Origin of the sequence: Actinomadura xylanilytica, from assembly GCF_030283145.1 — a bacterium.
Classification (GTDB): domain Bacteria; phylum Actinomycetota; class Actinomycetes; order Streptosporangiales; family Streptosporangiaceae; genus Spirillospora; species Spirillospora xylanilytica.
On record NZ_JASNWE010000001.1, the window covers coordinates 1707615 to 1729899 of the forward strand.

The window sequence follows — 22285 nt, forward strand, 5'->3', positions numbered from 1 at the left end:
CCCCGAATGTGACACGCGCCCCCGCGGCCTGCGCCACGCCCCCGCCGTATGACATCCGCCCGCGGCCCCCCGCACCCCGCACCCCGCACCCAGCCACGGCCGACTCCAGCCCGGCACGACCCGGATGAGCTGCATGATCGCGGGTAACCTCCCTCCCATGAGCGGAGCTCCGACGCGGGTGTTCGTCGCCCGGCTCGCCGGGATCGCCGTGTTCGACCCGGCCGGCGACCAGGTGGGGCGGGTCCGCGACATCGTCGTCGCGCTGCGGCTCGGCTCCCGTCCGCCCCGGGTGCTCGGCCTGGTGGTCGAGGTGGCGCCGCGGCGGCCGGTGTTCCTGCCGATCACCCGGGTCACCGTGATCGAGGCCGACGCGATCGTGTTCGACGGCCGGCTCAACGTCCGCCGGTTCCACCGCCGCGCCTCCGAGACGCTGATGATCGCCGAGCTGCTGGACCGCACCGTGCGGCTCCGCGAGACCGGCGAGCCCGTCTCGGTGGTGGACGTGGCGATGGAGCCGACCCGGACCCGGGACTGGCTGGCCACCAAGATCGCGGTGCGGCGGCAGGGCGGCCGGGGGCTGCGCCGCCGCGGCCCGACGTTCGTCGTCGACTGGGAGTCGGTGGAGGGCTTCTCCGCCGTCGAGCACGGCCAGGGCGCGGCGGTGCTGATCGCCGCGACCGAGCGGATGAAGCCCGCCGACCTGGCCAACTTCGTGCACGACCTGCCCGAGAAGCGGCGCACCGAGGTCGCCGTCGCGCTGGACGACGAGCGGCTCGCCGACGTCCTGGAGGAGCTGCCCGAGGACGACCAGATCGAGATCCTCGGCAAGCTGGAGTCCGACCGCGCCGCCGACGTGCTGGAGGCGATGGACCCCGACGACGCCGCCGACCTGCTCGGCGAGCTGCCGACCGAGCAGCGCGAGCGGCTGCTGACCCTGATGGAACCGCAGGAGGCGGCCCCGGTCCGGCGGCTGCTGACCTACGCCGACCACTCGGCGGGCGGCCTGATGACCACCGAACCGGTCGTGGTGCCGCCCGACGCCACCGTCGCCGAGGCGCTCGCGCAGATCCGCAACCCCGACCTGAACCCGGCGCTCGCCGCGCAGGTGTACGTCTGCCGGCCGCCCACCGCCACCCCGACCGGCCGCTTCCTCGGCACCGTGCACTTCCAGCGGCTGCTGCGCGAGCCCCCGCCGACCCTGGTCAGCGGCATCGTCGACACCGCGCTCGACCCGCTCCGCCCGACCATGTCGCTCGGCGAGGTGGCGACGTTCCTGGCCACCTACAACCTGGTCGCGGGGGCGGTGGTGGACGAGAACGGCCACCTCCTCGGGTCGGTGACCATCGACGACGTCCTCGACCACCTGCTGCCCGAGGACTGGCGGGAGACGGTGATGGAGGCGGCGACGGCCGGGGACTCGGCCGGGAGCGGGCTCGGCGGCGCCGATCCCGAGGAGGAGGCCCTCCGCGGCCCCAGGGGGACGACATGACCACACGCCTGGACCAGCCGCGCGAGATGCGCCGCACGGTGCTGCCCCGTCCGCACTACGACCCCGAGTCGTTCGGCCGGCTCTCCGAGCGGATCGCCCGGTTCCTCGGCACCGCCCGGTTCCTGGTCTACATGACGGTCTTCGTGGCGGTGTGGCTGCTCTGGAACGCGCTGGCGCCGCCCGGATGGCGGTTCGACCCCTACCCGTTCATCTTCCTGACGCTGATGCTGTCGCTCCAGGCGTCGTACGCGGCGCCGCTGATCCTGCTCGCGCAGAACCGGCAGGACGACCGCGACCGCGTCCAGTACGAGCAGGACCGGGGCCGCAACGACCGCACGATCGCCGACACCGAGTACCTCACCCGCGAGATCGCCGGGCTCCGCATCGCGCTCAACGAGGTGGCGACCCGCGACTTCCTCCGCTCGGAGCTCCAGCAGCTGGTCAGGGAGCTGGACGGCAAGGACCAGCACCCCACCCTGTCGTAGCCCGAGATCAGGCGGGGACGGTCCTGGCGGGCTCCCCGGCGCGGGCGGGCTCGGCGCGGGCGGGCTCCTCGGCGCGGGCGGATACGGGACGGCCGGGCTCGTCGGCGAGCTTGTCGAGGATGTGGCCGAACTGGCGCAGGTCCTCGTCGTCGAGCCGGCTCAGCACGTACTCCCGCACGCCCTGCTGGTAGGTGGGGGTGGCGGCGTCCAGGCGGGCGCGGCCGGCGGGGGTGAGCACGGCGTAGAGCCCGCGCGCGTCGCTCGCACAGGACTGGCGGACGACCAGCCCCTCCCGCTGCAACCGGTCGACCAGGCGGGTCAGCCCGCTGCGGGACAGCAGCACCCGGTCGGCCAGGTCGTTCATCCGCAGCCGGCCGCCGGGCGTCTCGCCGAGGTGCATGAGCACGTCGTACGAGCCGAGCGCGAGGTCGTGGTCGGCCAGCAGGTCGGCCTGCAACCGGCGGGAGATCTGAACCTGGGCGCGGAGCATCGTGCGCCATACGGTCAGTTCCGCGGCCGAGATGGCGCTGGGCTGCGTTGTCACGGACCGATCGTACGGGCAGCGCCCGCACCGCGCGATGGTGACGCCACAGTGTCGCCACCTCGCGGTGAGATCCCGGAGGGCGCGGCGGCGGCGCCCTGACCTGCCGTCCGGCGGCCGGAAGGGGCCCGCGGGCCCCTGGTTAACGGGCATCGCCGCGGAGTTCATACCATGGGGACATGTCCTCCCAGCTGACGACCGAGCAGGTGACCGCGGCGCTCGCCACCGTGAACGATCCTGAGATCCGCAAGCCCATCACCGAGCTCGACATGGTCAAGAGCATCGACATCGCGCCGGACGGCGCGGTCAGTGTCGGCATCTTCCTGACCGTGGCGGGGTGCCCGATGAAGGACACCATCACCAGGAACGTCACCGAGGCCGTGGCCAGGCTCGACGGCGTCTCATCGGTCCGGGTCGAGCTGGACGTGATGAGCGAGGAGCAGCGCAAGGACCTTCAGACCAAGCTCCGCGGCGGCGAGCCCGCCAAGGAGATCCCGTTCGCCAAGCCCAACTCGCTGACCAAGGTCTACGCGGTCGCCAGCGGCAAGGGCGGGGTCGGCAAGTCCTCGGTCACCGTCAACCTGGCCGCGGCGCTGGCCGCGCAGGGCCGCAAGGTCGGCGTGGTCGACGCCGACATCTACGGCCACTCGGTGCCGCGGATGCTGGGCGTGGAGCAGGCGCCGACCAAGGTCGCCGACATGATCATGCCGCCGTCGGCGCACGACGTGAAGGTCATCTCGGTGGGCATGTTCACCGCCGGCAACCAGCCGGTGGTGTGGCGCGGGCCGATGCTGCACCGGGCGCTCCAGCAGTTCCTCGCCGACGTCTACTGGGGCGATCTGGACATCCTGCTGATGGACCTGCCCCCGGGCACGGGCGACATCGCGATCTCGGTGGCGCAGCTGCTGCCGTCCGCCGAGATCCTGGTCGTCACCACCCCGCAGCAGGCGGCGGCCGAGGTCGCCGAGCGGGCCGGCGCGATCGCCGCGCAGACGCACCAGCAGGTGGTCGGCGTGATCGAGAACATGTCCTACCTCACCTGCGCGCACTGCGGCGAGCGGCAGGACATCTTCGGCTCGGGCGGCGGCCAGTCCGTGGCCGACGCCCTCACCCAGACCCTCGGCACCCGCGTCCCGCTCCTCGGCCAGGTGCAGATCGACACGCGGCTGCGCGAGGGCGGCGACAACGGCACCCCGCTGGTGCTGTCCGACCCCGACGCCGGCGCCGCCAAGGAGCTGCGCACCATCGCCGACAGGCTGGCGGGCCGCTCGCGCGGGCTGGCGGGCATGTCGCTCGGCATCTCCCCCAAGGGCCGCTGACCCCGTCCCGGCCGGGACGGATCAAACCGGGACGCACCGGGTCAGTTCACCCCAGGCTGGACGAGACCGGCCTCTGAGGCGCTCATCGGGCCTCTGACACGATGACGGCCCCGCCACGGACGCAGTGTCCGGGACGGGGCCGTCGTCGTTGTCCGTTGACGTCCGGGCCGCTCAGGCGACCTCTGGGCCAGGGCGAAGAGGTCTGGGGAGTCCGGGGGGGCGGGGGAACCTGCGGGGGGACGGTCAGGTGGCCTCGTTGTCGAAGGGGGGGCGTTCCCCGTAGTCGAGCCCGCCGGCCGTCATGTAGGACGGCTCGTCGTCGAACAGCTTGCCGTTGCTGACCAGGCCCCCGTCGTCCGGGTCCTCGAACAGGTGCTTGCGGACGAACGTCTTGGGGTTGAGATCGGCGACGTCGAAGTCCTTGAACTCCGGGCCGAGGCCCTCTTGCAGGTCGCTCTTGGCATTGTTGGCCATCTCGCGGAGCTGGCGCAGCGTCCGGCCCACCTGGCCAGCGACCTGGGGCAGCTTGTCACCGAAGATGACCAGGGCGAGCACGACGAGTACCACCATCTCGCCCAGTCCGACGTCGAACAACCCGTCCTCCCACCGCCAAGCATCAGGGGACCGGACCCGCGTGCGCGGTTCCGGTCCCCCCAAGCGTATCCGCAGCCCGGATCAACCGGACATGAACATCAGTTGGCCGTGCCGAGTGTGATCTCGACGGTGGTCTCCTTCCCGGCCCGCTGATAGGTGAGCTGGACCTTCTGGCCCGGGGCCCGGCTGCTGATCTGGGCCGACAGGTCGGAGGGGTCCTCGATCGGCTTGCCGCCCAGCTTGGTGATCACGTCGCCGGGCTTGAGCCCCGCCTGCTCGGCCGGGCCGCCCTTGACCAGTGGCTGGACGCCCTCCATCGCCCGGTCGGCGATCTTCACGCCGGGGCCCTGGTAGCGCTGGTCCATGCCGATGCCGAGCTGGGCGCGCCTGGCGCTGCCGGTCCGGATGATCTCCTCGGCGACCCGCTTGGCCTGGTTGATCGGGATGGCGAAGCCGAGCCCGATGCTGCCGCTCTGCTGCTCGCCGCCGAGCGACTGGCCGCCGAGCGTGGCGATCGCGGTGTTGATCCCGATGACCCGGCCCTTGCCGTCGACCAGCGGGCCGCCGGAGTTGCCCGGGTTGATCGCCGCGTCCGTCTGGATCGCGTTGAGCACCGAGGAGTCGCCGCCGTTCTCGCCCTTGGTGGGCACCGGGCGGTTGAGCGAGCTGACGATGCCGGTGGTGACCGAGCCCTGGAGCCCGAGCGGCGAGCCGATCGCGATCACCGGGTCGCCGACCGCGAGCGCGTCGGAGTTGCCGACCTCCAGCGGGGGCAGCGAGTGCGTGCCCTCGGGCTTGAGCACCGCGACGTCCGAGCTCGGGTCGCGGCCCTTGACGGTGGCGGGCAGCTTCTGCTTGTCGTTGAAGATCAGCTGGATCTTGCCGCCCGCCGCCGCGCCCGCCGCCACGTGGTTGTTGGTGACCACGTAGCCGCCGTTGACGATGAAGCCGGTGCCCCCGGTGCCCTGCCCGTTCGAGGACTCCACCTGGATCATCACCACGCTGGGCAGCACCTTCTGCGCCACGCCCGCGACCGAGTCCGGCGGGCGGTTCTTGACCGCCGGCCCCGTGCCGGAGTCGCTGCCGCCGAGGCTCACGCCGCCGCCGTCGTCGTCACCGGTGGCCATCACCCCGACGCCGGCGCCGACACCGCCGGCGACCAGCGCGACGATCAGCGCCACCACGGCCAGCACGCCCAGCCCCGGACCGCCGCGCGAGGCGGACGGCAGCGCGGGCACGGGAGCCCAGTTGGGCCCCCCGCCCGGAGGCGGGCCGTACCCGGCGGGAGGGCCCATCGGCCGGGGCCCGCCCGGCGGGGGCGGTCCCATCGGCCCGCCGCCCATCGGCGGGGGTCCCATCGGCCTGCCGCCCGGCGGGGGCGGCTGCTGGGACTGCTGCGGGGGCCACCCGTACGGGGAGCCCTGCTGCGCCCTCGGGTCCTGGTGGTGAGGGACGAAACCGGGCCGCTGCCGCTGCTCGGGTCCCTCGGGGCCGTACTTGTCCAGCGCCACCGGCTGCTGGGGCATCTCCTGGGCGGTCATGCCGAGCGGGCCCTCACCGGGCCGCCCCATGCCGGGGCCGCCCGCGGCGGGCGTGTCCTGCGGGATCTCGTCCCGGGTCGGGCCGTCCGGCGGGGCGAACCCGCCGGCCACCAGCCGGTCGCTGCTCCCGGGACCCTCGGCGCCATAGGGCTTCGCCCCGTACGGCTCCGCGCCATAGGACTCCGCGCCGCGGGGCTCCGCACCGTACGACTCCGCGGCGTAGGGCTTCGCGCCGTAGGGCTCCCCGCTACCGGGCTCCGCACCGTAGGGCTCCTGACGGTGCTGCCCCCGGTCCTCGCCCTCTTGTGCGTACTGCTGTCCCCCGCCTTCCCGGCTGGGGGGTTCCTGGCCGAGAGGAGTCGCCTCCTCCGGCTCGGGCATCTCCCGGTCGGCCACCGTCTCCGGGGGAGCGGTGGTCTCCGGCGAGCCGGCCGTGCCCTGCCGCTCGGCCCCGAAACCGGGGACGATGTCGTCGTCCTCCGACGACGCCTTGGCCGGCCCGCGGTTCTCTTCCGTCATCCCCATCTCCTACCGAGCATGGTTCTCTATCATCCGCGCTCATCGTGCCTAGCCGGGCATGTGGCGAGCATAAGACCCCTCAGCCGAAGGGATTAATCCAGGATCCCACGCGCCGAAAGCCTCTGCCCAACCGCCGCCAGAAGGGCGTCCCGTCGCGCGGCAAGGTGCGGGCCACCGCGTCGGCGGTACTTTGCGGCGCGTCGGTCAGCACCGTATAGACATACCCGTTTCCCGCAGAAACCGCCCATCGCTGAAGCGCCTCTCGGCGGAACACCGTACGGTCCCGCTTACCGGTCTTCTGCCAGTCCCCGAAGCGCCGGTCGTCGAGATTGCCGTGCTGGACGAAGACCGACACCGCCGCCAGCCCGTCCGAATAGCTGAGGTGGACGACATCGCCGCCCGACTGCGGGCGCCGCGCATCGTAGAGCTTGAGCCGTCCCGGAAGGCTGCGCGGTACCGGCCAGCCGTTGTCGCGCAGCTCAGCCAGCTCGGCGCCGTCCAGCCGGTCCGCCCAGAGGGTCGCCGGGACCGCGCCGTCGGCGATCCCCTTGGCGGGCGCGTCCACGGGGGTGCGGGCGGGCGCCTTGGTGGGGGAGCGGCCGGCGCGCAGCGTGCCCCGTCCGCCCCGCTCAGCGGCCAGGTTCACCTCGGTGAAGCCGGTGGCGGCGACCCGGTGCCCGGCGGCGTCGATCAGCTCGCGGTGCAGCATCAGGCCCGTCTCGGTGTCGAGCCAGAACCGGCCCGCCGGGCTGCCGTCCGGACGGCGCGCCTCGACCACCTGGGCGGGCCTGCCGCAGACGGCCGCGTCGGGCGCCCGGACGACCGTGTAATTGCGCGTCAGCAGCGTGAGGGTCTCGGACGTGAACCCGTACGACCCGCCCCAGAACGCCGCGGCGTCCGGCTGGTAGGCGCGGCCGTCGGAGTCGCTCTGGTAGTACGTGCCGTCGCCGGGAGTGTGGGTGACCCGCACCGTCGAGGTGGACGTGCGGCGGCTGCTCCAGGTGGTGAGGAAGCGCCGTCCCTCGTACGGGACGCGCTGCGCCGCGCCGGTCGCGGCCCTCAGCAGCCGCACCGCCTCGGGGTCGCTGCGCACGCGCCGGACCGTTCCGGTGTCGCCGGCCAGCGCCGCGGCGATCGCGAGCGCCGCGGTGAGACCGCCGACCAGGACACCGGACCACCGGCTCCGGCCACGCGGCGGGCGGCCTCCCCGGACGGTCGCGTTCGTCCCGGTCACGGCTCCGGCGGGGCCTGGACGGGGATCTGCTCTCCGGGGTCGGTGAGGGGATCGGTGAGCGGGGAGTCGCCCGAGGTGAGGGCGTGCTCGACCGCGAACCGGTCGAAGGCCGGGGTGACGGTGGGCGCCTCCTGGCCGCCGCCCGCGACGTACGAGACGGTGCCCAGGCCGAGGAACAGGGTGGCGGCGCCCACGGCGAGGTAGCGGCGCCGCGGCTGCCGCCTGGCCTGGCCCACGGCCGCGGCGGGCCTGGCCGCCGGGCGGTTGTCGCGCGGACGGGCCGCGGGCGTCGGCCGCGTGGCCGCCGGTCGCACCGCAGCGGGCCGCGCCGCAGCCGGTCGCGCCGCGGCGGGTCGCGCCGGACGGTTCGCCGAGCGCAGGGGCCTGGTCGGCTGGGTGGTCTCCTCGGGCTCGGCGGCCTCCCCCAGCGACCGCAGCCGGGTCAGGAAGTCGGCGGACGGGAGAGCGTCGGCGCCGTCGGACGGCGGCAGGTCGGAGAGGCTCCGCAGCCGGCTCTTGAGCCGGCGCAGCTCGTCGGCCTCCGTCCGGCATCGCGCGCAGGCCGCGAGGTGGGCGAGCGCGCGATCGCGCTCCTCATGCCCCAGCTCACCGTCGACCAGAGCGGTCAGACGCTCCCCCAGACAACTCACGCGGCTCCCTTATCGATCGTTCGGTCACGCGCGGGCGCGTCGGCGCCCGGGTCGTTTACGCACCCTCGGGCTGCGGATGCCGCCGCGGCGGACCGGGCACGGCGAACGCGGCGGCATGCGCGCCGCGCTCCCCCTCGCCGGTCTCGGCGGCCGACTGCGCGGCGGCGGCAGCGGCGGCCTGGTACTCGTTCCGGGTTCCCGGACGCCTCCGCTGCGGCGCCCGGTGCTCCAATGCGGCGCGCAGCTGGGCCCTTCCCCGGTGGATGCGGCTGCGCACGGTTCCGAGCTTGACGCCCAGCGTCGCGGAGATCTCCTCGTAGGAGAGCCCCTCGATATCGCACAGCACCACGGCCGCCCGGTACTCGGGGGCCAGGGCGTCGAGCGCGTTCTGGACGTCGGCATCGAAGTTGCGGTCGTCGAACGCCTGCGCCGGGGTGGGCTCGCGGCCCTGGAGGCGCTCGGCGGCGTCGTCGGCCAGTCCCTCGAAGCGGATGCGCTGGCGGCGCCGCGCCATGTCGAGGAACAGGTTCGTGGTGATCCGGTGCAGCCAGCCCTCGAACGTGCCCGGCGTGTAGTTCGACAGCGAGCGGAACACGCGGACGAAGACCTCCTGGGTGAGGTCCTCGGCGTCGTGCTGGTTGCCGGTCAGCCGGTAGGCCAGCCGGTAGACGCGGGCCGAATGCTCGCGCACGACCTCGTCCCAGGACGGAGGCGCCCACTCGGCCTCCGGGACGTTCTCGCGGGTGCGCGACGCCGCTGCGTTACCGAACCCCTGCCTGGGGCCGACCCCCACAGCGCCCTTGAAACTCAGTGCTGCGACTCCCATGGTGCCGGGTTGTTCCTCTCTGGTCGCCAAAGGCTGTCGCCTTGGAACGGCACGGTCTCGCCTGGGCTGGGGCGGTTCTGGACCGAGGTCACTTCGTTAAGATCACGCCCACCGGTAAAGGTGGGCGCCATCGTCGGTTAGAACGCGCTGAAACGCCGGTTGGTTCCCGACCAGCGATATGGTCTTTCCAGCATGAGCCAGGCGGGGGTCCCGCGAGGAGGCAGCCATCGACGCCATTCAGGCCACCCTGGCCTACGTGGAGGATTTCCTCCCCGAAGACGAGCCACTACTGAACGCGCGGCGCCACGGGGAAGAGGTCGGCGCGACCCCGATCGGCCCCGCGGGCGGTGCGGCACTGCGCTTCCTGGCCACCCTGATCGGGGCCCGGACGGTCGTGGAGGTCGGGTCCGGCTGCGGCGTGTCCGGCATCTGCCTGCTCCGCGGCATGGCCAAGGACGCGGTGCTCACCAGTGTCGACGTCGAGCCCGAGCACCAGCGACTGGCCAAGCACGCCTACGCCGAGGCCGGCCTCGGCGCGTCCCGGACCCGGATGATCATCGGCCGGGCGCTGGAGGTGCTGCCGCGGCTCACCGACGGCGCCTACGACATGGTCTTCTGCGACGCGGTCGAGCAGGAGTACCCCGAATACCTGACCGCGGCGCTGCGGCTGCTGCGCCCCGGCGGGGTGGTCGCCTTCGACAACGCGCTCTGGCACCACCGCGTCGCCGACCCCGACCGCCGCGACCCCGACACCGAGGCGGTCCGTGAGGTGGGCCGCATGATCCGCGAGGACGAGCGGCTGGTCCCCCTGCTGATCCCCGTCGGCGACGGGCTCCTGTGCGCGGTCAAGCGCGACTGACGCGCCGATGACCGATACCGGCCCGCAGCCCCCCACAGCCCCCGACGCCGACGACGCCACCTCCACCCCTGACCCGGACGCCGCCGCCTCTGAGGACGCCCCCGGCACGGACAGCGTCGCCGCCACCTCCGCCGCGGACGGCAATGGCGAAGCCGACGCGGACGGCGACGGCGTGGCCGACGCGGACGGCGTCGCGGATGCGGGCGGCGAGGCCCCCGCAGGGGTGTTCGCGGTGCGGACGCGGCCCACGTGGCGGGGCTTCTGGCAGCTGACCGCGTTCGTGATCCTCTTCCTGGCGTCGGCGGGCTTCGTCGCGAGCGGGCTGATGCGCCGCGAGGGCGCGGGCAGCGTGGTGTTCGTGGTGCTCGGCATGGCGGGCATCGCCCTATTCGGGGCGGGGATGATGGTCTCCATCGGGGCGATGCTCGCCCGCCGCCCGGTACTGGAGCTGACCGACGGCGGGGTGCGCCGTCCGGCGCGCTGGCCGCTGCCCCGGCGAACCGACCGCACGCTGCCCTGGGAGCGGCTGACGGCGCTGACCGCACTGCGCCGCGGGGTGGCCGGCGCCCGCGGCGGCGAGCAGGACTTCCTGGTGTTCCTGCCGACCGCCGAGCTGGCCGCGATGGCGCGCACCGCCGAGCGGCCCCAGCTCGTCGCGCTGACCCTGCGGGACGTCCCGGCGACCGCCGCGGCGACCGGCTGGTGCTTCGCGGTGGAGCCGGGCTGGGACGCCACGCTCCCGCAGATCGTCAAGCAGGTGCGGCGGCGCAACGCCGTGCCGGTCGTCGACCGCCGCACCAGGTGATCACCGCACCTCAGGCCGGCAGCGTCGTGGCGAAGATCGACCGGGGGCGGACGGGGTGCGGTGACCTGCTCGGACGGACGGCCGGACGAACCGGCCGGTCGATCTAGGCGGTGCCGCCGCCTGCGGAGTCGGCGTCGGAGTCGGCGTCGGCGTCGGCGTCGGCGTCGGCGAGCCAGCTCAGCAGCAGCCGGGCGCCGAAGCCGGTGGCGCCGCGGGTGATCTCGGCGTCGTCGGAGGTGGACCGGCCCGGCCCGGCGATGTCGAGGTGGGCCCAGGCGCGGTCGCCGACGAACTCGCGCAGGAACAGCGCCGCCGTGATGGACCCGCCGCCGTAGCCGCCCCGGCCGATGTTGTTGACGTCGGCGACGTCGGAGTCGATCGCGGCGCGGTACTCCTCGACCAGCGGCAGCCGCCACAGCGGCTCGCCGGCCTCGGCGCCGGCGCCGGACAGCGCGCCCGACAGGGCGTCGTCGTTGGCGAACAGCGCGCCGTACCGCAGGCCGAGCGCGACCTTGGCGGCGCCGGTGAGGGTGGCCACGTCGACGACCACGTCGGGGTCGAGCTCGGCGTCGGCGTAGGCGAGCGCGTCGGCCAGGACCAGCCGGCCCTCGGCGTCGGTGTTGAGCACCTCGGAGGTGGTGCCGCCGAAGTGGGTGATCACGTCGCCGGGCCGCATCGACGAGCCGGACGGCATGTTCTCGGCGGCGGCGACCAGCCCGGTGACCCGGTCGCGCACGCCGAGCTCGCGCAGCGCGCTCATGACCGCGATGACCACGCCCCCGCCGGCCATGTCGGTCTTCATCGTCTTCATGCCCTCGTTGGGCTTCAGCGACAGGCCGCCGCTGTCGAAGGTGATGCCCTTGCCCACCAGCACCACGTGCCGGCCGGAGCCGCCGCCGGACGGCTCGTAGGACAGCTCGATCAGGCGGGGCGGGCGGGACGAGCCCGCGCCGACGGCCAGCAGGCCGCCGAAGCCGCCGTCGGCCAGCTCCTCCTCGCCGCGGACGCGGACGGTGAGGCCCGCCCCGTCCGCGAGGCCCGCGGCCCGGTCGGCGAGCCAGGACGGGCCCTTCTCGCCGGCCGGGGTGTTGGCCAGGTCGCGGGCGAGGGCGGTGGCCTGCGCGCGGACCGTCCCGCGCCGGACGGCCCCGGCGTCGGACTCGGGGCCCGCCTCGGTGAGCACCGTGAGGACGTCCAGGGCGGGCTTGGCCGGGGCCGCGCCGATCTTGAACTGGTAGGACGCGAGGAGCGCGCCCTCGACGAACGCGGCCAGGTCGCCCGCGGGGACGCCCGCGACCAGCCCGGACCGGCCCTTGCCCCGCCGGGCCAGCGCGGCCCCGGCCTTGCGCAGGTCGGCCGGGGTCGCCTCGCCGACACCGTAGAGCAGGAGTTCGCGCACGCGGTCGCCCACCCGCACCGGGCTGGAGACGATCTCGCCCGGCTCGCCCTTGGCCCGGTTGAGCGTCAGCAGCTCGTCCAGGGTGAACGGCAGGGCCCCGGCGATCTCCGCCGCGGGCGCCACCGGGCCGGACCGCACGGGCACCGCCACGACCTCGGCGCCGAGGTCGGTCGCCACCTGCGACACGCTGCCGCCGGCACTGCGGACCCGGGTCTGGATGGGCATGGTGCTGGTTCCCCTGTCTGGTGTGCGGGAAGTGCTGGGAGCGGAAACGACAAGGGTCCCGGCGGCAGCGCCGGGACCGTCGCCGCGTCTCGGGGGCGGCCTGGCCGTCAGCCCACGACTTCCTTCAGGGCCTCGCCGAGCTCCTTGGCCTCGTCGGCGGAGAGCTCGACCACGAGGCGACCGCCGCCTTCAAGCGGGACGCGCATGACAATTCCGCGTCCCTCCTTGGTCACTTCGAGCGGACCGTCTCCCGTCCGCGGCTTCATCGCCGCCATGCGTGCATCCCCTTCCTGCCTAGGGCCGCGTGGGGCCTCCGGGCACCTGTGGCCGCGTGGCCGCCTGTCGCATCCGCGTCATCGGTAGTGGTTCATTATCTCGTCTTCCGGGCGCGAAGTGGTAACGATCAGCCTCCAGATCGGGAGACCGCACTCATAAACGCTCGTCCGGCGCTGTTCGATCTGTGCGGCGACCACCGCCGTGAGCGGGGCGGCAGGGCGGTGGTGGCGGCGCTGGTGCGGCTGCTCGCCGCCCTCGGCGCGGCGGCTCGGGCGGTACGCGCGCGGTCACGCGAGCGGCCCGGTTCTTCGACGCCGGGACGGCGCGGCTCTTGCCCGCGGCCTCCCGGTTCGTCGATGGTTGCCTGGGAGATCCACCTGCTGATCGTGAGGACGATGATGACTGAGACCGTGCGGTACGACGTGACCCAGGGTGTGGCGACGATCACTCTCAATCGCCCCGAGGGGATGAACTCCCTGACGGGCGAGATGAAGGACGGGTTGCGGGCGGCGATCGACCGGGCGGCCGGGGACGCGACGGCGCGGGCGGTGATCCTCACCGGCGCCGGGCGGGCCTTCTGCGCCGGGCAGGACCTGCGCGAGCACGCCGACAACCTCGCCTCGGGCAAGGGCCTGGACGACACCGTCCGCCGGCATTACAACCCGATCGTGCTGGCCATCACCGAGATGGCCAAGCCGGTGGTGGCGGCGGTCAACGGCGTGGCGGCGGGCGCCGGGGCGTCCCTGGCGTTCGCCTGCGACCTGATCGTCGCCTCGGAGAAGGCGGTCTTCGCCACCGCGTTCACGGGGATCGGCCTCGCCCCCGACAGCGGCATGTCGTGGACGTTGCAGCGGCTGGTCGGCCGCGCCAAGGCCGCCGAGCTGCTGCTCCTCGGCGAGCCGGTGAGGGCGCCCGAGGCGCTGGAGCTGCGCCTGGTGAACCGGGTCGTCCCCGTTGACGAGCTGGCGCCCGTCGCGGTGGAGCTGGCGCGGCGGCTGGCAGCGGGCCCGACCGTCTCGTACGGGGCGGTCAAGGCGTCGCTCGACCACGCCGCCTCGCACGATCTGGCCTCGTCCCTGGAGAAGGAGGCCGAGCTCCAGGACCTGTGCGAGAAGACGGCCGACCACCACAACGCGACCGAGTCGTTCCTGAAGAAGCGGCAGCCCGCCTTCGAGGGCCGCTAACCGCTCATAGGGCGGGGGCCGGCTGTCAGCGGGACAGTTCCGGGGGGAACGGCTCGAAGTAGGTCTGAGCCTGGAGATAGCCGATGTCCTCGCCCTTGGCGTGGTGCCGCAGCAGCGCCATGGGGACCGCGAGCGGCGCGTCGCCGCGCCCGTAGGCGTCGATGACCCCGGCGATGTCGCGGCGCCGGGCGGTGTCGAGGCGGTCGGTCATCGGACTGAAGACATGCAGCATGGCGTTGACGTGGCGGCCCCGGCTGGGCCGTATGGCGAACGCGGCGGCGAACAGCTCGGTGTACTCGTCCTGAAGCTCGGCTGCGGGGCGGTTTCCCGCTTCGGCGACGACGCGTCCGGCCGTCCGGTAGCGGGCCGGGTCGTGCGCCAGGAACTGGAGCTTGTGCGCCGAATGGAACGCCACCAGGTCACGGGGCATCCAGGCCCCCGTGAACAGGGCCCGCAGACGCGCGTACGCGAAGATCCGCTCGACGAAGTGGTCGCGGAGGAGAGCGTCGTTGAGCCGCCCCTCCTCCTCGACCGGAAGCTCGGGCCGGACGTCCATCAGCCGCCCGGCGAACATCCCTGTGCCGCGCCTGTCGGTCGGCTGGCCCTTCCTGAAGCGGGACACGCCGCGCGGTCCGCAGCTCGGTGAGCGGGACTTCAGCACCCAGCCGTCCAGGTCGGGCAGCTCGGCGACGCGCTGTTCGGCGAACGCGAGCATGGCGGCGGTGTGGTCGTCGCCGCCGTCCTTGGTGGTGAGGCGCTCGACGCCGCCGTCGGTCACCAGGCGGAGGGTGGGACGGGGCGCGCCGAGGCCGATCTCCATCTCCGGGCATACGGGCACCCAGTCGACGTGGGCGGCGAGGGTGTCGGTGAGGAACCTGCTGCGGCTGTGCCCGCCGTTGTAGCGGACGGGCTCTCCCAGCAGGCAGCTCGATACCGCCACGCGCGGCCGGACGTTCTGCTGCCTGGGGATCGCCGTCGGCTTGGGTCCGGGCTTGGTCGTCGTGTTCATGCTCTGGGCTCTCCTCCTCGCTGTCAGGAGCGCGGGCTGGGCTGGTTTCCGGGGCTGGTGTTCACGGCTGGGCTCACGGGCTCAGCAGGGCTTCGAGCCGGTGCAGGCCGCGGGCCGTGCGGGCCTTGACGGTGCCGAGCGGGGCGCCGGTCCGGGCGGAGATCTCCCGCTGGGTCAGGTCGCCGAAGTAGGCCAGCTCGATCGCTTCACGCTGGAGGGCGGGCAAGGCGCCCAGAGCGCGTCTCACGTCCTGCTGGGCGGCGACCCGGTCCGCGGTGTCGGGTCCGGGGCGTTCGGCCGCCTGCGTGAGCGGCAGGGCCGCCGGGGGGCGGGTGCGGAGCTGGTCGATGGCCCGGCGGCGGGCGATGGTGAACGTCCACGCCTCGAAGCTCCGGGCCTGGTCGAACCGGTGGCGGCAGCGCCACAGCTCGACCAGGACGGCCTGGACGACATCGTCGACCAGGTCGTCGGGCACGAGGCGGCGCAGGTAGCGGCGCAGGGCGGGGCCGAGCGCGGTGTGGCAGTCGGCCAGCGCGCTCTCGTCGTCCTGAGCTAGGCGCGCCGCAATAGCCGCGGCCGGTACGGCTGGTGCGGTCGGTCTCAGATTCATGACGCTCCCCCGAGACGAAACCTCTTCAAAATCTGTTCATAGTCGGAATGCTCGGCATCCACAACCGAGGCAGGGCAAAAAAGCGGACAAGGAAGCGAGCGGGAGCGCGGGGACGCGCGGGAAGGGCGAGGACGCGCGGGAAGGGCGAGGTCAGGCGCGGCCGAGGGCGGCGCGGACCTCGGCGAGGGCGGCGGGCAGGGACCCGACGCGGTGCGCGGACGCGGGGAGGCGGCCGTCCTCCCAGCCGGGGCCGCCGATGATCAGGCGCGCGGGCGGACGGCTCCCGGGCAGCTCCGCCAGCGGCGCGGGATCACCGGTCCAGGACGTCTGCGACCAGACGAACACCGCGGCGGGCCCGAGGCGCCGCATCGACTCGCCCAGCGCGCGTGCGGGGACACGGGCCCCGAGGACGCGCACGGAGATCCGCTCCCCCGCCAGGGCGGCGCCGAGCGCGTACAGCGGAAGGCTGTGCTGTTCCTCGGGGGCGCAGGCGAGCAGGACGGGACGCGCGGTGAGGGGCGGTGTCTCCGCGGCCTGTGCGGCGGCCTCGGCGGCGAGGGCGTCCCGGATGCAGCCGGACAACACGTGCTCGACCTCGATGATGGCGCCGGTGGCCGCGTGCCTGTCCCCGATGCCGATGAGGACCGGGGCCAGCAACTCCTGCCAGGCACGTTCGGCGCCGTCGCGGCGCAGCGCCCCGCCTATCAGGTCGCGCATCGTCGGCGTGTCCATGGCCAGCGCCGCACGCGCGAGCGCGCGCGTGGCGGGGGTCGCGTCCGGCACGGTCAGCCGGTGCCCGCCCCTGCCCTTCGCCGAACCCGCCAAAGACGGGATCGCGGGCGGCAGGGTGCCGGTTTCGGTGGCGAGGGCCGAGCGGGCCGCCTCCTCGGGAGGGACGCCGTCCAGGATGAGCCGGTTCATCAGCTCCAGCCGGGCCACGTCGGCGTCGTCGTAGCGGCGGTGGCCGCCCGCGCTGTGCCGGCTGGGCCCGATCCCGTACCGGCGGCCCCAGGTGCGCAGGGTGGACGGCGGCACACCGAGGCGGCGCGCGACCGCGCCCACGCTCAGCCCGACACCGGCCACCGCCCACCTCCGATCGAGTGCACAGACTAGGGCTCGTGCCAGAGCCCGGCCCGGCAACGCACTCGCGCGACGACCGAGTACTCCTAGGGCTCCATCAGGGAATTCGACGGCGATCGGCGACGGGTTGCAACCGATCGCCGATCGCGGTGCGAAGAAGGGACGATGGATACCGCGATCATGCTCTTCACCCGCGATCTCCGGGTGCACGACCATCCCGCCCTGGCCGCCGCCTGCGAGGCCGCCCGGCACGTCGTGCCCGTGTTCGTGTTCGACGACGTGCTGCTGGCCGGGGCGCCCAACCGGGCCCGCTTCCTGCTGGACTCGCTCGCTGATCTGCGCGCGTCCCTGCGCGCGCGAGGCGGCGACCTCCTCCTCCGGCGCGGCGATCCCGTGGTGGAGGCGCTTCGGCTGGCCGAAGAGGCCGGTGCGCAAGGAATCTTCCTGAGCGACGACGTCAGCCGGTACGCGACGCGGCGGCGCACGCGGCTGGAGCGGGAGGGCGCGCGGCGGCGGATTCGCGTCTCGGTCCATCCGGGGCTGACGGTCGTACCGCCCGGGGACCTCACTCCTGCGGGCGGAGACCACTACCGCGTCTTCACGCCCTACTGGCGTGTGTGGAGCGCGGCCCGCTGGCGTCCGATGGCGGACGCCCCGGACCGCGTCGCCCTGCCGTCCCGTTTGTACCTCTCCCCTAATCACGTCGAGCTGGACGTCATCGCGGAGAAGTTCGCCCGGGACCCGTCGCCGGGCCTCCAGCCGGGGGGCGAGTCCGCCGGACGCGAGCGGATGCGGACCTGGCTGCGCGACGGCCTCACCGGCTACGAGGACGGCCACGACGACCTGCCCGGGAACCGGACGTCCCGGCTCAGCCCGTACCTGCGGTTCGGCTGCCTGTCCCCGCTGGAGCCCGCGGTGGCCGCCAGGGAGCGGACGGGCGGTGAGGCGTTCGTCCGGCAGCTCGCCTGGCGCGACTTCCACCACCAGGTCACCGCCGCGTTCCCCGATATCGACCGCGTGGACTACCGGCCCCGCGGCACGGAGTGGAACCAGGACCGGGACGCGCTGGACGCCTGGCGCGAGGGCCGCACGGGCTTCCCGATCGTGGACGCGGGGATGCGGCAGCTCCTGCGCGAGGGCTGGATGCACAACCGGGCCAGGATGATCTGCGCCTCGTTCCTCACCCGCGACCTGCGCGTCGACTGGCGGCACGGGCTGGCCCACTTCGGCGCGTGGCTCGCCGACGGGGACGTGGCGAACGACGCGGGCAACTGGCAGTGGGTCGCGGGCACCGGCAACGACACCCGGCCCAACCGCGTCCTGAACCCGCTGCGGCAGGCCGCCCGCTTCGACCCGGACGGCCGCTACGTGCGCGAGCACGTCCCGGAGCTGGCGGAGGTGGCCGCCCCCTACGTGCACACCCCCTGGAGGCTCCCGGACGACCTCCGCCTCCGCCTGGGGTATCCGGCGCCGATCGTGGAGCCCCGCTCTGACGGCGGGCCGCCCGACCTGAGCGGACAGGCGCCGGCGGGCGTCCTCAGCGGGGGGCGTCGCGGAGCTGCGTGATCACGGCCAGCACCCGGCGGTGGTCGTCGGCGGTCTGGTAGAGGTCCAGCTTGGTGAAGATCGACCCGACGTGCTTGATCACCGCGGCCTCGGACACGACCAGCGCGCGGGCGATCGCCCCGTTCGACCGGCCCTCGGCCATTAGCGCGATCACCTCGCGCTCGCGCGCGGTCAGCCGCTCCAGCGGGGAGTCCTCGCGGCGCCGGGCCAGTAGCCGCCGCACCACCTCCGGGTCGATCACCGTGCCGCCCGCGGCGACCCGCTCGAGCGCGTCGACGAACTCGGCGACCTCGCCGACCCGGTCCTTCAGCAGGTACCCGACACCGCCGCCGGTCTGGAGCAGGTCGGAGGCGTACGACTGCTCGACGTACTGCGACAGCACCAGGATCGGCAGCTCCGGGCGGGCGGCGCGCAGCGCGAGCGCGGCGCGCAGCCCCTCATCGCGGAACCCCGGCGGCATCCGCACGTCGGTGACGACGATGTCGGGCCGGTGCTCGGCGACGGCGGCGGCCAGGCCGGGCGCGTCCTCCACCGCGGCGACGACCTCGTGGTCGAAGCGGGCCAGGATCTGGCCGAGCCCCTCCCGCAGCAGCACCGAGTCCTCGGCGATCACGACTCGCATGGGATCTCCACCCGCAGGATCGTAGGGCCACCGGGCGGGCTCGACAGCCGCACGGTTCCGTCGTAGACGGCGACGCGGTCGGCGAGGCCCTGGAGGCCGCTGCCCGCCGACACCCGCGCGCCGCCGGAGCCGTCGTCGCGGATCTCCAGTACGAGCGTCCGCCCGTCCGTCCGGGCCGTCACCCGGGCGGCCGACGCGCCGCTGTGCTTGGCCACGTTGGCGAGGGCCTCGGCGATGACGAAGTACGCCGCCGACTCGACGCCCTCGGGGGGCCGGGCGGGCAGCCGGGCGTCCACCTCGACCCGGACCGGCGACCGTTCGGCCAGGGACTCCACCGCGGCGTGCAGGCCCCGGTCGGTCAGCACCGACGGGTGGATGCCGCGGACCAGGTCGCGCAGCTCCGCCAGCGCGGCCCGCGCCTCGTCCTGCGCGCGTTCGACCAGTTCGCCCGCCGAGCCGTCCAGCCGGGCCAGCCCGAGCGTCATGATCAGCCCGGTCAGCCGCTGCTGGGCGCCGTCGTGCAGGTCGCGCTCGATGCGGCGCCGCTCGATCTCGAAGGCGTCGGCCAGCCGGGCGCGGGACGCGCGCACCTCGACGAGCCGCTCGCCGAGCTCCTCGGCCACCGGCCGGACGAGCAGGGCGCGGGCGAGCGCGGCGCGCGCCCCGGCCAGCGCGGTGACGGCGTAGAACGCGACCACGGCCATGAGCGCACCCGCCACGGCGACGGGCCACGCCTCCCCCGGGGTGTCGACCGTGACGCCCGGCCCGTACATGATCTGGTCGCCGTTCCCGACGAGCGCCGGCGCCGACACCTGGACGAACGCGCCGACGAAGAAGGTGAACGGGACGACCAGATCCACCACGGAGAGCAGCGCCGCCAGCAGCGCGTACCCGAGCTCCCGCCAGGTGGCGGTCTCCCGCAGCCGCAACCGCAACCAGGAGCGCAGCCCCGGACGGTCCGCGCGGTCCGCGCGGTCCACGCCGAGGTGCGGGGACGGCGCCGGGCGGCGGTCCATCAGGCCCAGGCGGCGGCGTTCGACGGCGGCGAACGCGATCGCCGACAGCGGGACGCAGAGCAGCAGCGCTATACCGATCCCGACCGGGATCAGCAGCGTCCCGACGATGACCAGCAGGATGGCCGTCAGCAGCCACACCGTCCCGACGACGGGTCCGGTGACCACGTACACGAGCGCGCGCCAGGGCCAGGCGGAGAACAGGAACCGCAGCGGGTTGCCCGCCATCGCCCGCCACACCGTGGGACGAGCGGATCCGGTCGCCGCGCTCATGCCCCGACCGTACTGGACGCGTCGCGCAGCAAGTCACGAAGGCGCTGGTAGGAGCGGTCCCAGCTCCAGGTGGTGATCAGGCAACGAGGCACAGGCGCGTCTCCTCCCGACGCCCGCCGTACGCACGTGCGCGCGTCGCGAGGACGGCCCAGGCCGCCAGGACGGCCGGGTACACGAGGTAGCCCCATCGCGTCGCGGGCATCAGCGCGGCGGCCACCAGCAGCCCCGCCGCGATCCGGAACGCGGCGGCGCGCACGTCGAGGGGCGGACGCGCCAGCAGCCAGGCGCCCATGGCGACCGCGGCCAGCCCGAGCGCGACCACCGCGACGGCGTGCCCGGACGGCCCGAGGTCGGCGAGCAGCCGTCCGGGCAGCGGGCTGGCGGCCGGTGACGCGACCCCGGCCAGCCCCAGCGGGAACCGCACGGCGTTCTCCATGAACCCCGCCGGATCGACCAGCGCCGGAAGCCCCACCCCCAGCGCGACCAGGCCCGCCGCGGCCGTCCCGTACCGCCGGGCCCCCGTCCCCCGCACCGCGATCAGGACGAGGCAGACGATCAATGCGGGCCACGCGGTGGCCTTCAGCGTCGCCGCGACGCCGAGCGCCACGCCCGCCGCCCCGGGACGGTCCCGGGCCGCCAGCGCGAGCCCCAGGCAGACCAGCCCGATCACTGGCAGGTCGTCCCCGCCGACCACCAGCGGCAACGCCACCAGCGGCGACGCGACCAGCACCGTCAGCGGCCCCAGCACGGGACGGCCTCGCAGCAGCCACCCGCTCAGCCCCAGAGACACCGCCAGCACCGCGCCGAACAGCAGCCGCGGATCAACACCCGGCAGCCCGAGCAACGCCATGCCAGGGAGGTACGGGTTGTACGCCTCGTAGCCGCCACCGCCCAGCCCGGCCGGACCCAGGTAGGGCGTTCCGTGCTCCAGCAGACGCGCCCCCGCACGCTCGACGACCCACACCTCGGGCTGTGCCTGCCCGGCTGCGACCAGCACCCCCAGCGGCAGCAGCACAGCTCCGCCCAGGACCAGCGCGGCCAGCGCGCCCCGGTACCGGCGTCCCCAGGGCAGCAGCGCCACGACCGCGCCCGCTCCGTAGACCACCGCCGCGATCCGTCCCCACTCCCGGTGCGGGCCGAGGTCGGTCACGACGGCGGTCACGGCCGCGAAGACGGCGGACGCCCCATAGACGGCGGGCACGACGCGGACGGCTGGGGCGCGCCCGCCCAGGAATCGGAGCACGCGCCGCGAAACCGGAGCGCCGCGGAGCGCCGAGAGGGTCTGCATGGTCATGGGTCAAGGCAACCGCCGCAGGGCGCGCGGATCAGTAGATCGGACCGCCGACTTGGAGGTAGACCCAGCCCTACCCCGCGCCGCGTTAGCATCGCCGATCATGACCGACCCCTCCCACCTGAACACGACCCGCGCGTTCTACGACGCCGTGGTCGACGACTACGCCGCACGCTTCAAGACCGTGCTCGACTACGACCCGCTCGCCCGCGCGATGCTCACCGCCTTCGCCGAGACCGTGCGCGCCGCCGGCGCCGGTCCGGTCGCCGATCTCGGCTCCGGCCCCGGCCTCGTCACGGCGTTCCTGCACTCCCTCGGGCTGGACGTCTCCGGCCTCGACCTGTCCCCGGCGATGGTCGAGCTGGCCCGCCGCGATCACCCGGGCCTGCGGTTCGACGAGGGCTCGATGACCGATCTGGACATCCCGGACGGCACCCTCGCCGGCGTCGTCGCCTGGTACTCGATCATCCACACCCCGGCCGAGCTGCTGCCGGACGTGTTCGCCGGGTTCCACCGGGTGCTGGCCCCCGGCGGCCACCTGCTGGTCGCCTTCCAGGTCGGCGACGAGCCGCTGCGCCTGGAGAAGCCCTTCGGCCACCCGGTGTCGCTCGACTTCCGCCGGCTGTCCCTCGACCACGTCGCCGACCTGCTGGGCCGGGCCGGCTTCGCCATGACCAGCCGGACGCTGCGGGAGACTCCGGAATCCGAGCTGTCCTCGCAGGTCCCGCAGGGCTACCTCATGGCCCGCAAGCCGCCCGCTTCCTAGGGCGTGTTTCCAACGCCCGGCCCGGCGTCCTCGCCTAGGGCTCGGACGCCGACCGTGCTTGGGCGAGCGCTGCATCGCTTCGCGATCTGGCCGGTTCGGCTCGCCTTCG

General features: G+C 74.1%; 22 protein-coding genes. 8 read left to right on the forward strand and 14 right to left on the reverse strand.

What is annotated here, in order from left to right:
• Positions 1-157 precede the first annotated feature (157 nt).
• Both QP090_RS07970 and QP090_RS07975 read left to right on the forward strand, forming a co-directional pair.
• Positions 158-1489: a magnesium transporter MgtE N-terminal domain-containing protein gene (locus QP090_RS07970; protein WP_285937875.1), complete on the forward strand. Its 1332-nt coding sequence runs from the start codon at positions 158-160 to the stop codon at positions 1487-1489.
• Positions 1486-1974, forward strand: coding sequence for a DUF1003 domain-containing protein (locus QP090_RS07975; protein WP_285937876.1), 489 nt, complete (start codon positions 1486-1488; stop codon positions 1972-1974). Before QP090_RS07970 ends, QP090_RS07975 begins: the two co-directional genes overlap by 4 nt.
• 7 nt (positions 1975-1981) lie before the next feature.
• Here the strand turns inward: QP090_RS07975 and QP090_RS07980 are convergent, their stop codons facing one another.
• Positions 1982-2518 carry a MarR family winged helix-turn-helix transcriptional regulator gene (locus QP090_RS07980; protein ID WP_285937878.1) on the reverse strand — a complete coding sequence of 179 codons (537 nt, stop codon included), beginning with the start codon at positions 2516-2518 and terminating at the stop codon, positions 1982-1984.
• Between the two features lie 176 nt (positions 2519-2694).
• Between QP090_RS07980 and QP090_RS07985 the strand changes: the two genes are divergently transcribed.
• Complete coding sequence (locus QP090_RS07985) at positions 2695-3834, forward strand: Mrp/NBP35 family ATP-binding protein (RefSeq protein WP_285937879.1); 1140 nt, start codon at positions 2695-2697, stop codon at positions 3832-3834.
• A 243-nt stretch (positions 3835-4077) separates the two neighbouring features.
• Here the strand turns inward: QP090_RS07985 and QP090_RS07990 are convergent, their stop codons facing one another.
• From QP090_RS07990 to sigE, 5 genes are all read right to left on the reverse strand, one after another.
• Positions 4078-4428, reverse strand: coding sequence for a sec-independent translocase (locus QP090_RS07990; protein ID WP_285937880.1), 351 nt, complete (start codon positions 4426-4428; stop codon positions 4078-4080).
• A gap of 98 nt (positions 4429-4526) precedes the next feature.
• Positions 4527-6488, reverse strand: coding sequence for a trypsin-like peptidase domain-containing protein (locus tag QP090_RS07995; RefSeq protein WP_285937881.1), 1962 nt, complete (start codon positions 6486-6488; stop codon positions 4527-4529).
• A 79-nt stretch (positions 6489-6567) separates the two neighbouring features.
• A complete protein-coding gene (locus QP090_RS08000; RefSeq protein WP_285937882.1) occupies positions 6568-7722 on the reverse strand; it encodes a MucB/RseB C-terminal domain-containing protein in 1155 nt (384 codons plus the stop codon).
• Positions 7719-8372, reverse strand: a complete 654-nt coding sequence (locus QP090_RS08005; RefSeq protein ID WP_285937883.1) for an anti-sigma factor family protein — start codon at positions 8370-8372, stop codon at positions 7719-7721. Before QP090_RS08005 ends, QP090_RS08000 begins: the two co-directional genes overlap by 4 nt.
• Positions 8373-8427: 55 nt before the next feature.
• The gene (sigE, locus tag QP090_RS08010) at positions 8428-9198 is read right to left on the reverse strand and encodes an RNA polymerase sigma factor SigE (RefSeq protein WP_285937884.1); all 771 of its coding nucleotides are present in this window, start codon (positions 9196-9198) and stop codon (positions 8428-8430) included.
• Between the two features lie 256 nt (positions 9199-9454).
• On the opposite strand from sigE, the gene QP090_RS08015 reads away from it, so the two are divergent.
• Both QP090_RS08015 and QP090_RS08020 read left to right on the forward strand, forming a co-directional pair.
• The gene (locus QP090_RS08015) at positions 9455-10057 is read left to right on the forward strand and encodes an O-methyltransferase (protein ID WP_285937885.1); all 603 of its coding nucleotides are present in this window, start codon (positions 9455-9457) and stop codon (positions 10055-10057) included.
• A 7-nt stretch (positions 10058-10064) separates the two neighbouring features.
• Complete coding sequence (locus tag QP090_RS08020; protein WP_285937886.1) at positions 10065-10862, forward strand: hypothetical protein; 798 nt, start codon at positions 10065-10067, stop codon at positions 10860-10862.
• 103 nt (positions 10863-10965) lie between these two features.
• Here the strand turns inward: QP090_RS08020 and QP090_RS08025 are convergent, their stop codons facing one another.
• Together QP090_RS08025 and QP090_RS08030 are read right to left on the reverse strand one after the other, a co-directional pair.
• Positions 10966-12486, reverse strand: a complete 1521-nt coding sequence (locus QP090_RS08025; protein WP_285937887.1) for a leucyl aminopeptidase family protein — start codon at positions 12484-12486, stop codon at positions 10966-10968.
• A 107-nt stretch (positions 12487-12593) separates the two neighbouring features.
• Complete coding sequence (locus QP090_RS08030; RefSeq protein ID WP_075022250.1) at positions 12594-12761, reverse strand: DUF3117 domain-containing protein; 168 nt, start codon at positions 12759-12761, stop codon at positions 12594-12596.
• Between the two features lie 399 nt (positions 12762-13160).
• Here QP090_RS08030 and QP090_RS08035 point away from each other — a divergent pair, with 399 nt between their 5' ends.
• Positions 13161-13946 (forward strand): enoyl-CoA hydratase-related protein, encoded by a 786-nt coding sequence (locus QP090_RS08035; protein WP_285938605.1) that lies wholly within the window; start codon positions 13161-13163, stop codon positions 13944-13946.
• A gap of 25 nt (positions 13947-13971) precedes the next feature.
• Here QP090_RS08035 and QP090_RS08040 read toward each other — a convergent pair whose 3' ends face one another.
• The 3 genes from QP090_RS08040 to QP090_RS08050 all read right to left on the reverse strand — a co-directional run bounded on the left by QP090_RS08040 (position 13972) and on the right by QP090_RS08050 (position 16648).
• Positions 13972-14955 (reverse strand): YbgA family protein, encoded by a 984-nt coding sequence (locus QP090_RS08040; RefSeq protein ID WP_285937888.1) that lies wholly within the window; start codon positions 14953-14955, stop codon positions 13972-13974.
• A 73-nt stretch (positions 14956-15028) separates the two neighbouring features.
• Complete coding sequence (locus QP090_RS08045; protein ID WP_285937889.1) at positions 15029-15565, reverse strand: RNA polymerase sigma factor; 537 nt, start codon at positions 15563-15565, stop codon at positions 15029-15031.
• Between the two features lie 150 nt (positions 15566-15715).
• Positions 15716-16648 (reverse strand): MerR family transcriptional regulator, encoded by a 933-nt coding sequence (locus QP090_RS08050; protein ID WP_285937890.1) that lies wholly within the window; start codon positions 16646-16648, stop codon positions 15716-15718.
• 162 nt (positions 16649-16810) lie between these two features.
• On the opposite strand from QP090_RS08050, the gene QP090_RS08055 reads away from it, so the two are divergent.
• Positions 16811-18211 (forward strand): cryptochrome/photolyase family protein, encoded by a 1401-nt coding sequence (locus QP090_RS08055; RefSeq protein WP_285937891.1) that lies wholly within the window; start codon positions 16811-16813, stop codon positions 18209-18211.
• On the opposite strand, the gene QP090_RS08060 is transcribed toward QP090_RS08055, so the two are convergent.
• The 3 genes from QP090_RS08060 to QP090_RS08070 all read right to left on the reverse strand — a co-directional run bounded on the left by QP090_RS08060 (position 18183) and on the right by QP090_RS08070 (position 21413).
• The gene (locus QP090_RS08060; protein ID WP_285937892.1) at positions 18183-18833 is read right to left on the reverse strand and encodes a response regulator; all 651 of its coding nucleotides are present in this window, start codon (positions 18831-18833) and stop codon (positions 18183-18185) included. The two genes, QP090_RS08055 and QP090_RS08060, sit on opposite strands and share 29 nt — an antisense overlap.
• Complete coding sequence (locus QP090_RS08065) at positions 18821-20119, reverse strand: sensor histidine kinase (RefSeq protein WP_285937893.1); 1299 nt, start codon at positions 20117-20119, stop codon at positions 18821-18823. The genes QP090_RS08060 and QP090_RS08065 overlap by 13 nt, the downstream gene beginning before the upstream one ends.
• Before the next feature lie 76 nt (positions 20120-20195).
• Entirely contained in the window at positions 20196-21413 is a 1218-nt protein-coding gene (locus QP090_RS08070) for a glycosyltransferase 87 family protein (protein WP_285937894.1), read from the reverse strand.
• A 100-nt stretch (positions 21414-21513) separates the two neighbouring features.
• Between QP090_RS08070 and QP090_RS08075 the strand changes: the two genes are divergently transcribed.
• Positions 21514-22176, forward strand: coding sequence for a class I SAM-dependent DNA methyltransferase (locus QP090_RS08075; RefSeq protein WP_285937895.1), 663 nt, complete (start codon positions 21514-21516; stop codon positions 22174-22176).
• The last annotated feature ends 109 nt before the right edge of the window (positions 22177-22285 follow it).

What these genes read in the sequence shown, in the direction of transcription:
- QP090_RS07970 (WP_285937875.1), top strand. Translation starts at nt 158, where the DNA reads ATGAGCGGAGCTCCGACGCGGGTGTTCGTCGCCCGGCTCGCCGGGATC.
- QP090_RS07975 (WP_285937876.1), top strand. Translation starts at nt 1,486, where the DNA reads ATGACCACACGCCTGGACCAGCCGCGCGAGATGCGCCGCACGGTGCTG.
- QP090_RS07985 (WP_285937879.1), top strand. Translation starts at nt 2,695, where the DNA reads ATGTCCTCCCAGCTGACGACCGAGCAGGTGACCGCGGCGCTCGCCACC.
- QP090_RS07995 (WP_285937881.1), bottom strand. Translation starts at nt 6,488, where the DNA reads ATGACGGAAGAGAACCGCGGGCCGGCCAAGGCGTCGTCGGAGGACGAC.
- sigE (WP_285937884.1), bottom strand. Translation starts at nt 9,198, where the DNA reads ATGGGAGTCGCAGCACTGAGTTTCAAGGGCGCTGTGGGGGTCGGCCCC.
- QP090_RS08020 (WP_285937886.1), top strand. Translation starts at nt 10,065, where the DNA reads ATGACCGATACCGGCCCGCAGCCCCCCACAGCCCCCGACGCCGACGAC.
- QP090_RS08025 (WP_285937887.1), bottom strand. Translation starts at nt 12,486, where the DNA reads ATGCCCATCCAGACCCGGGTCCGCAGTGCCGGCGGCAGCGTGTCGCAG.
- QP090_RS08030 (WP_075022250.1), bottom strand. Translation starts at nt 12,761, where the DNA reads ATGGCGGCGATGAAGCCGCGGACGGGAGACGGTCCGCTCGAAGTGACC.
- QP090_RS08035 (WP_285938605.1), top strand. Translation starts at nt 13,161, where the DNA reads ATGACTGAGACCGTGCGGTACGACGTGACCCAGGGTGTGGCGACGATC.
- QP090_RS08040 (WP_285937888.1), bottom strand. Translation starts at nt 14,955, where the DNA reads ATGAACACGACGACCAAGCCCGGACCCAAGCCGACGGCGATCCCCAGG.
- QP090_RS08045 (WP_285937889.1), bottom strand. Translation starts at nt 15,565, where the DNA reads ATGAATCTGAGACCGACCGCACCAGCCGTACCGGCCGCGGCTATTGCG.
- QP090_RS08055 (WP_285937891.1), top strand. Translation starts at nt 16,811, where the DNA reads ATGGATACCGCGATCATGCTCTTCACCCGCGATCTCCGGGTGCACGAC.
- QP090_RS08060 (WP_285937892.1), bottom strand. Translation starts at nt 18,833, where the DNA reads ATGCGAGTCGTGATCGCCGAGGACTCGGTGCTGCTGCGGGAGGGGCTC.
- QP090_RS08065 (WP_285937893.1), bottom strand. Translation starts at nt 20,119, where the DNA reads ATGAGCGCGGCGACCGGATCCGCTCGTCCCACGGTGTGGCGGGCGATG.
- QP090_RS08070 (WP_285937894.1), bottom strand. Translation starts at nt 21,413, where the DNA reads ATGACCATGCAGACCCTCTCGGCGCTCCGCGGCGCTCCGGTTTCGCGG.
- QP090_RS08075 (WP_285937895.1), top strand. Translation starts at nt 21,514, where the DNA reads ATGACCGACCCCTCCCACCTGAACACGACCCGCGCGTTCTACGACGCC.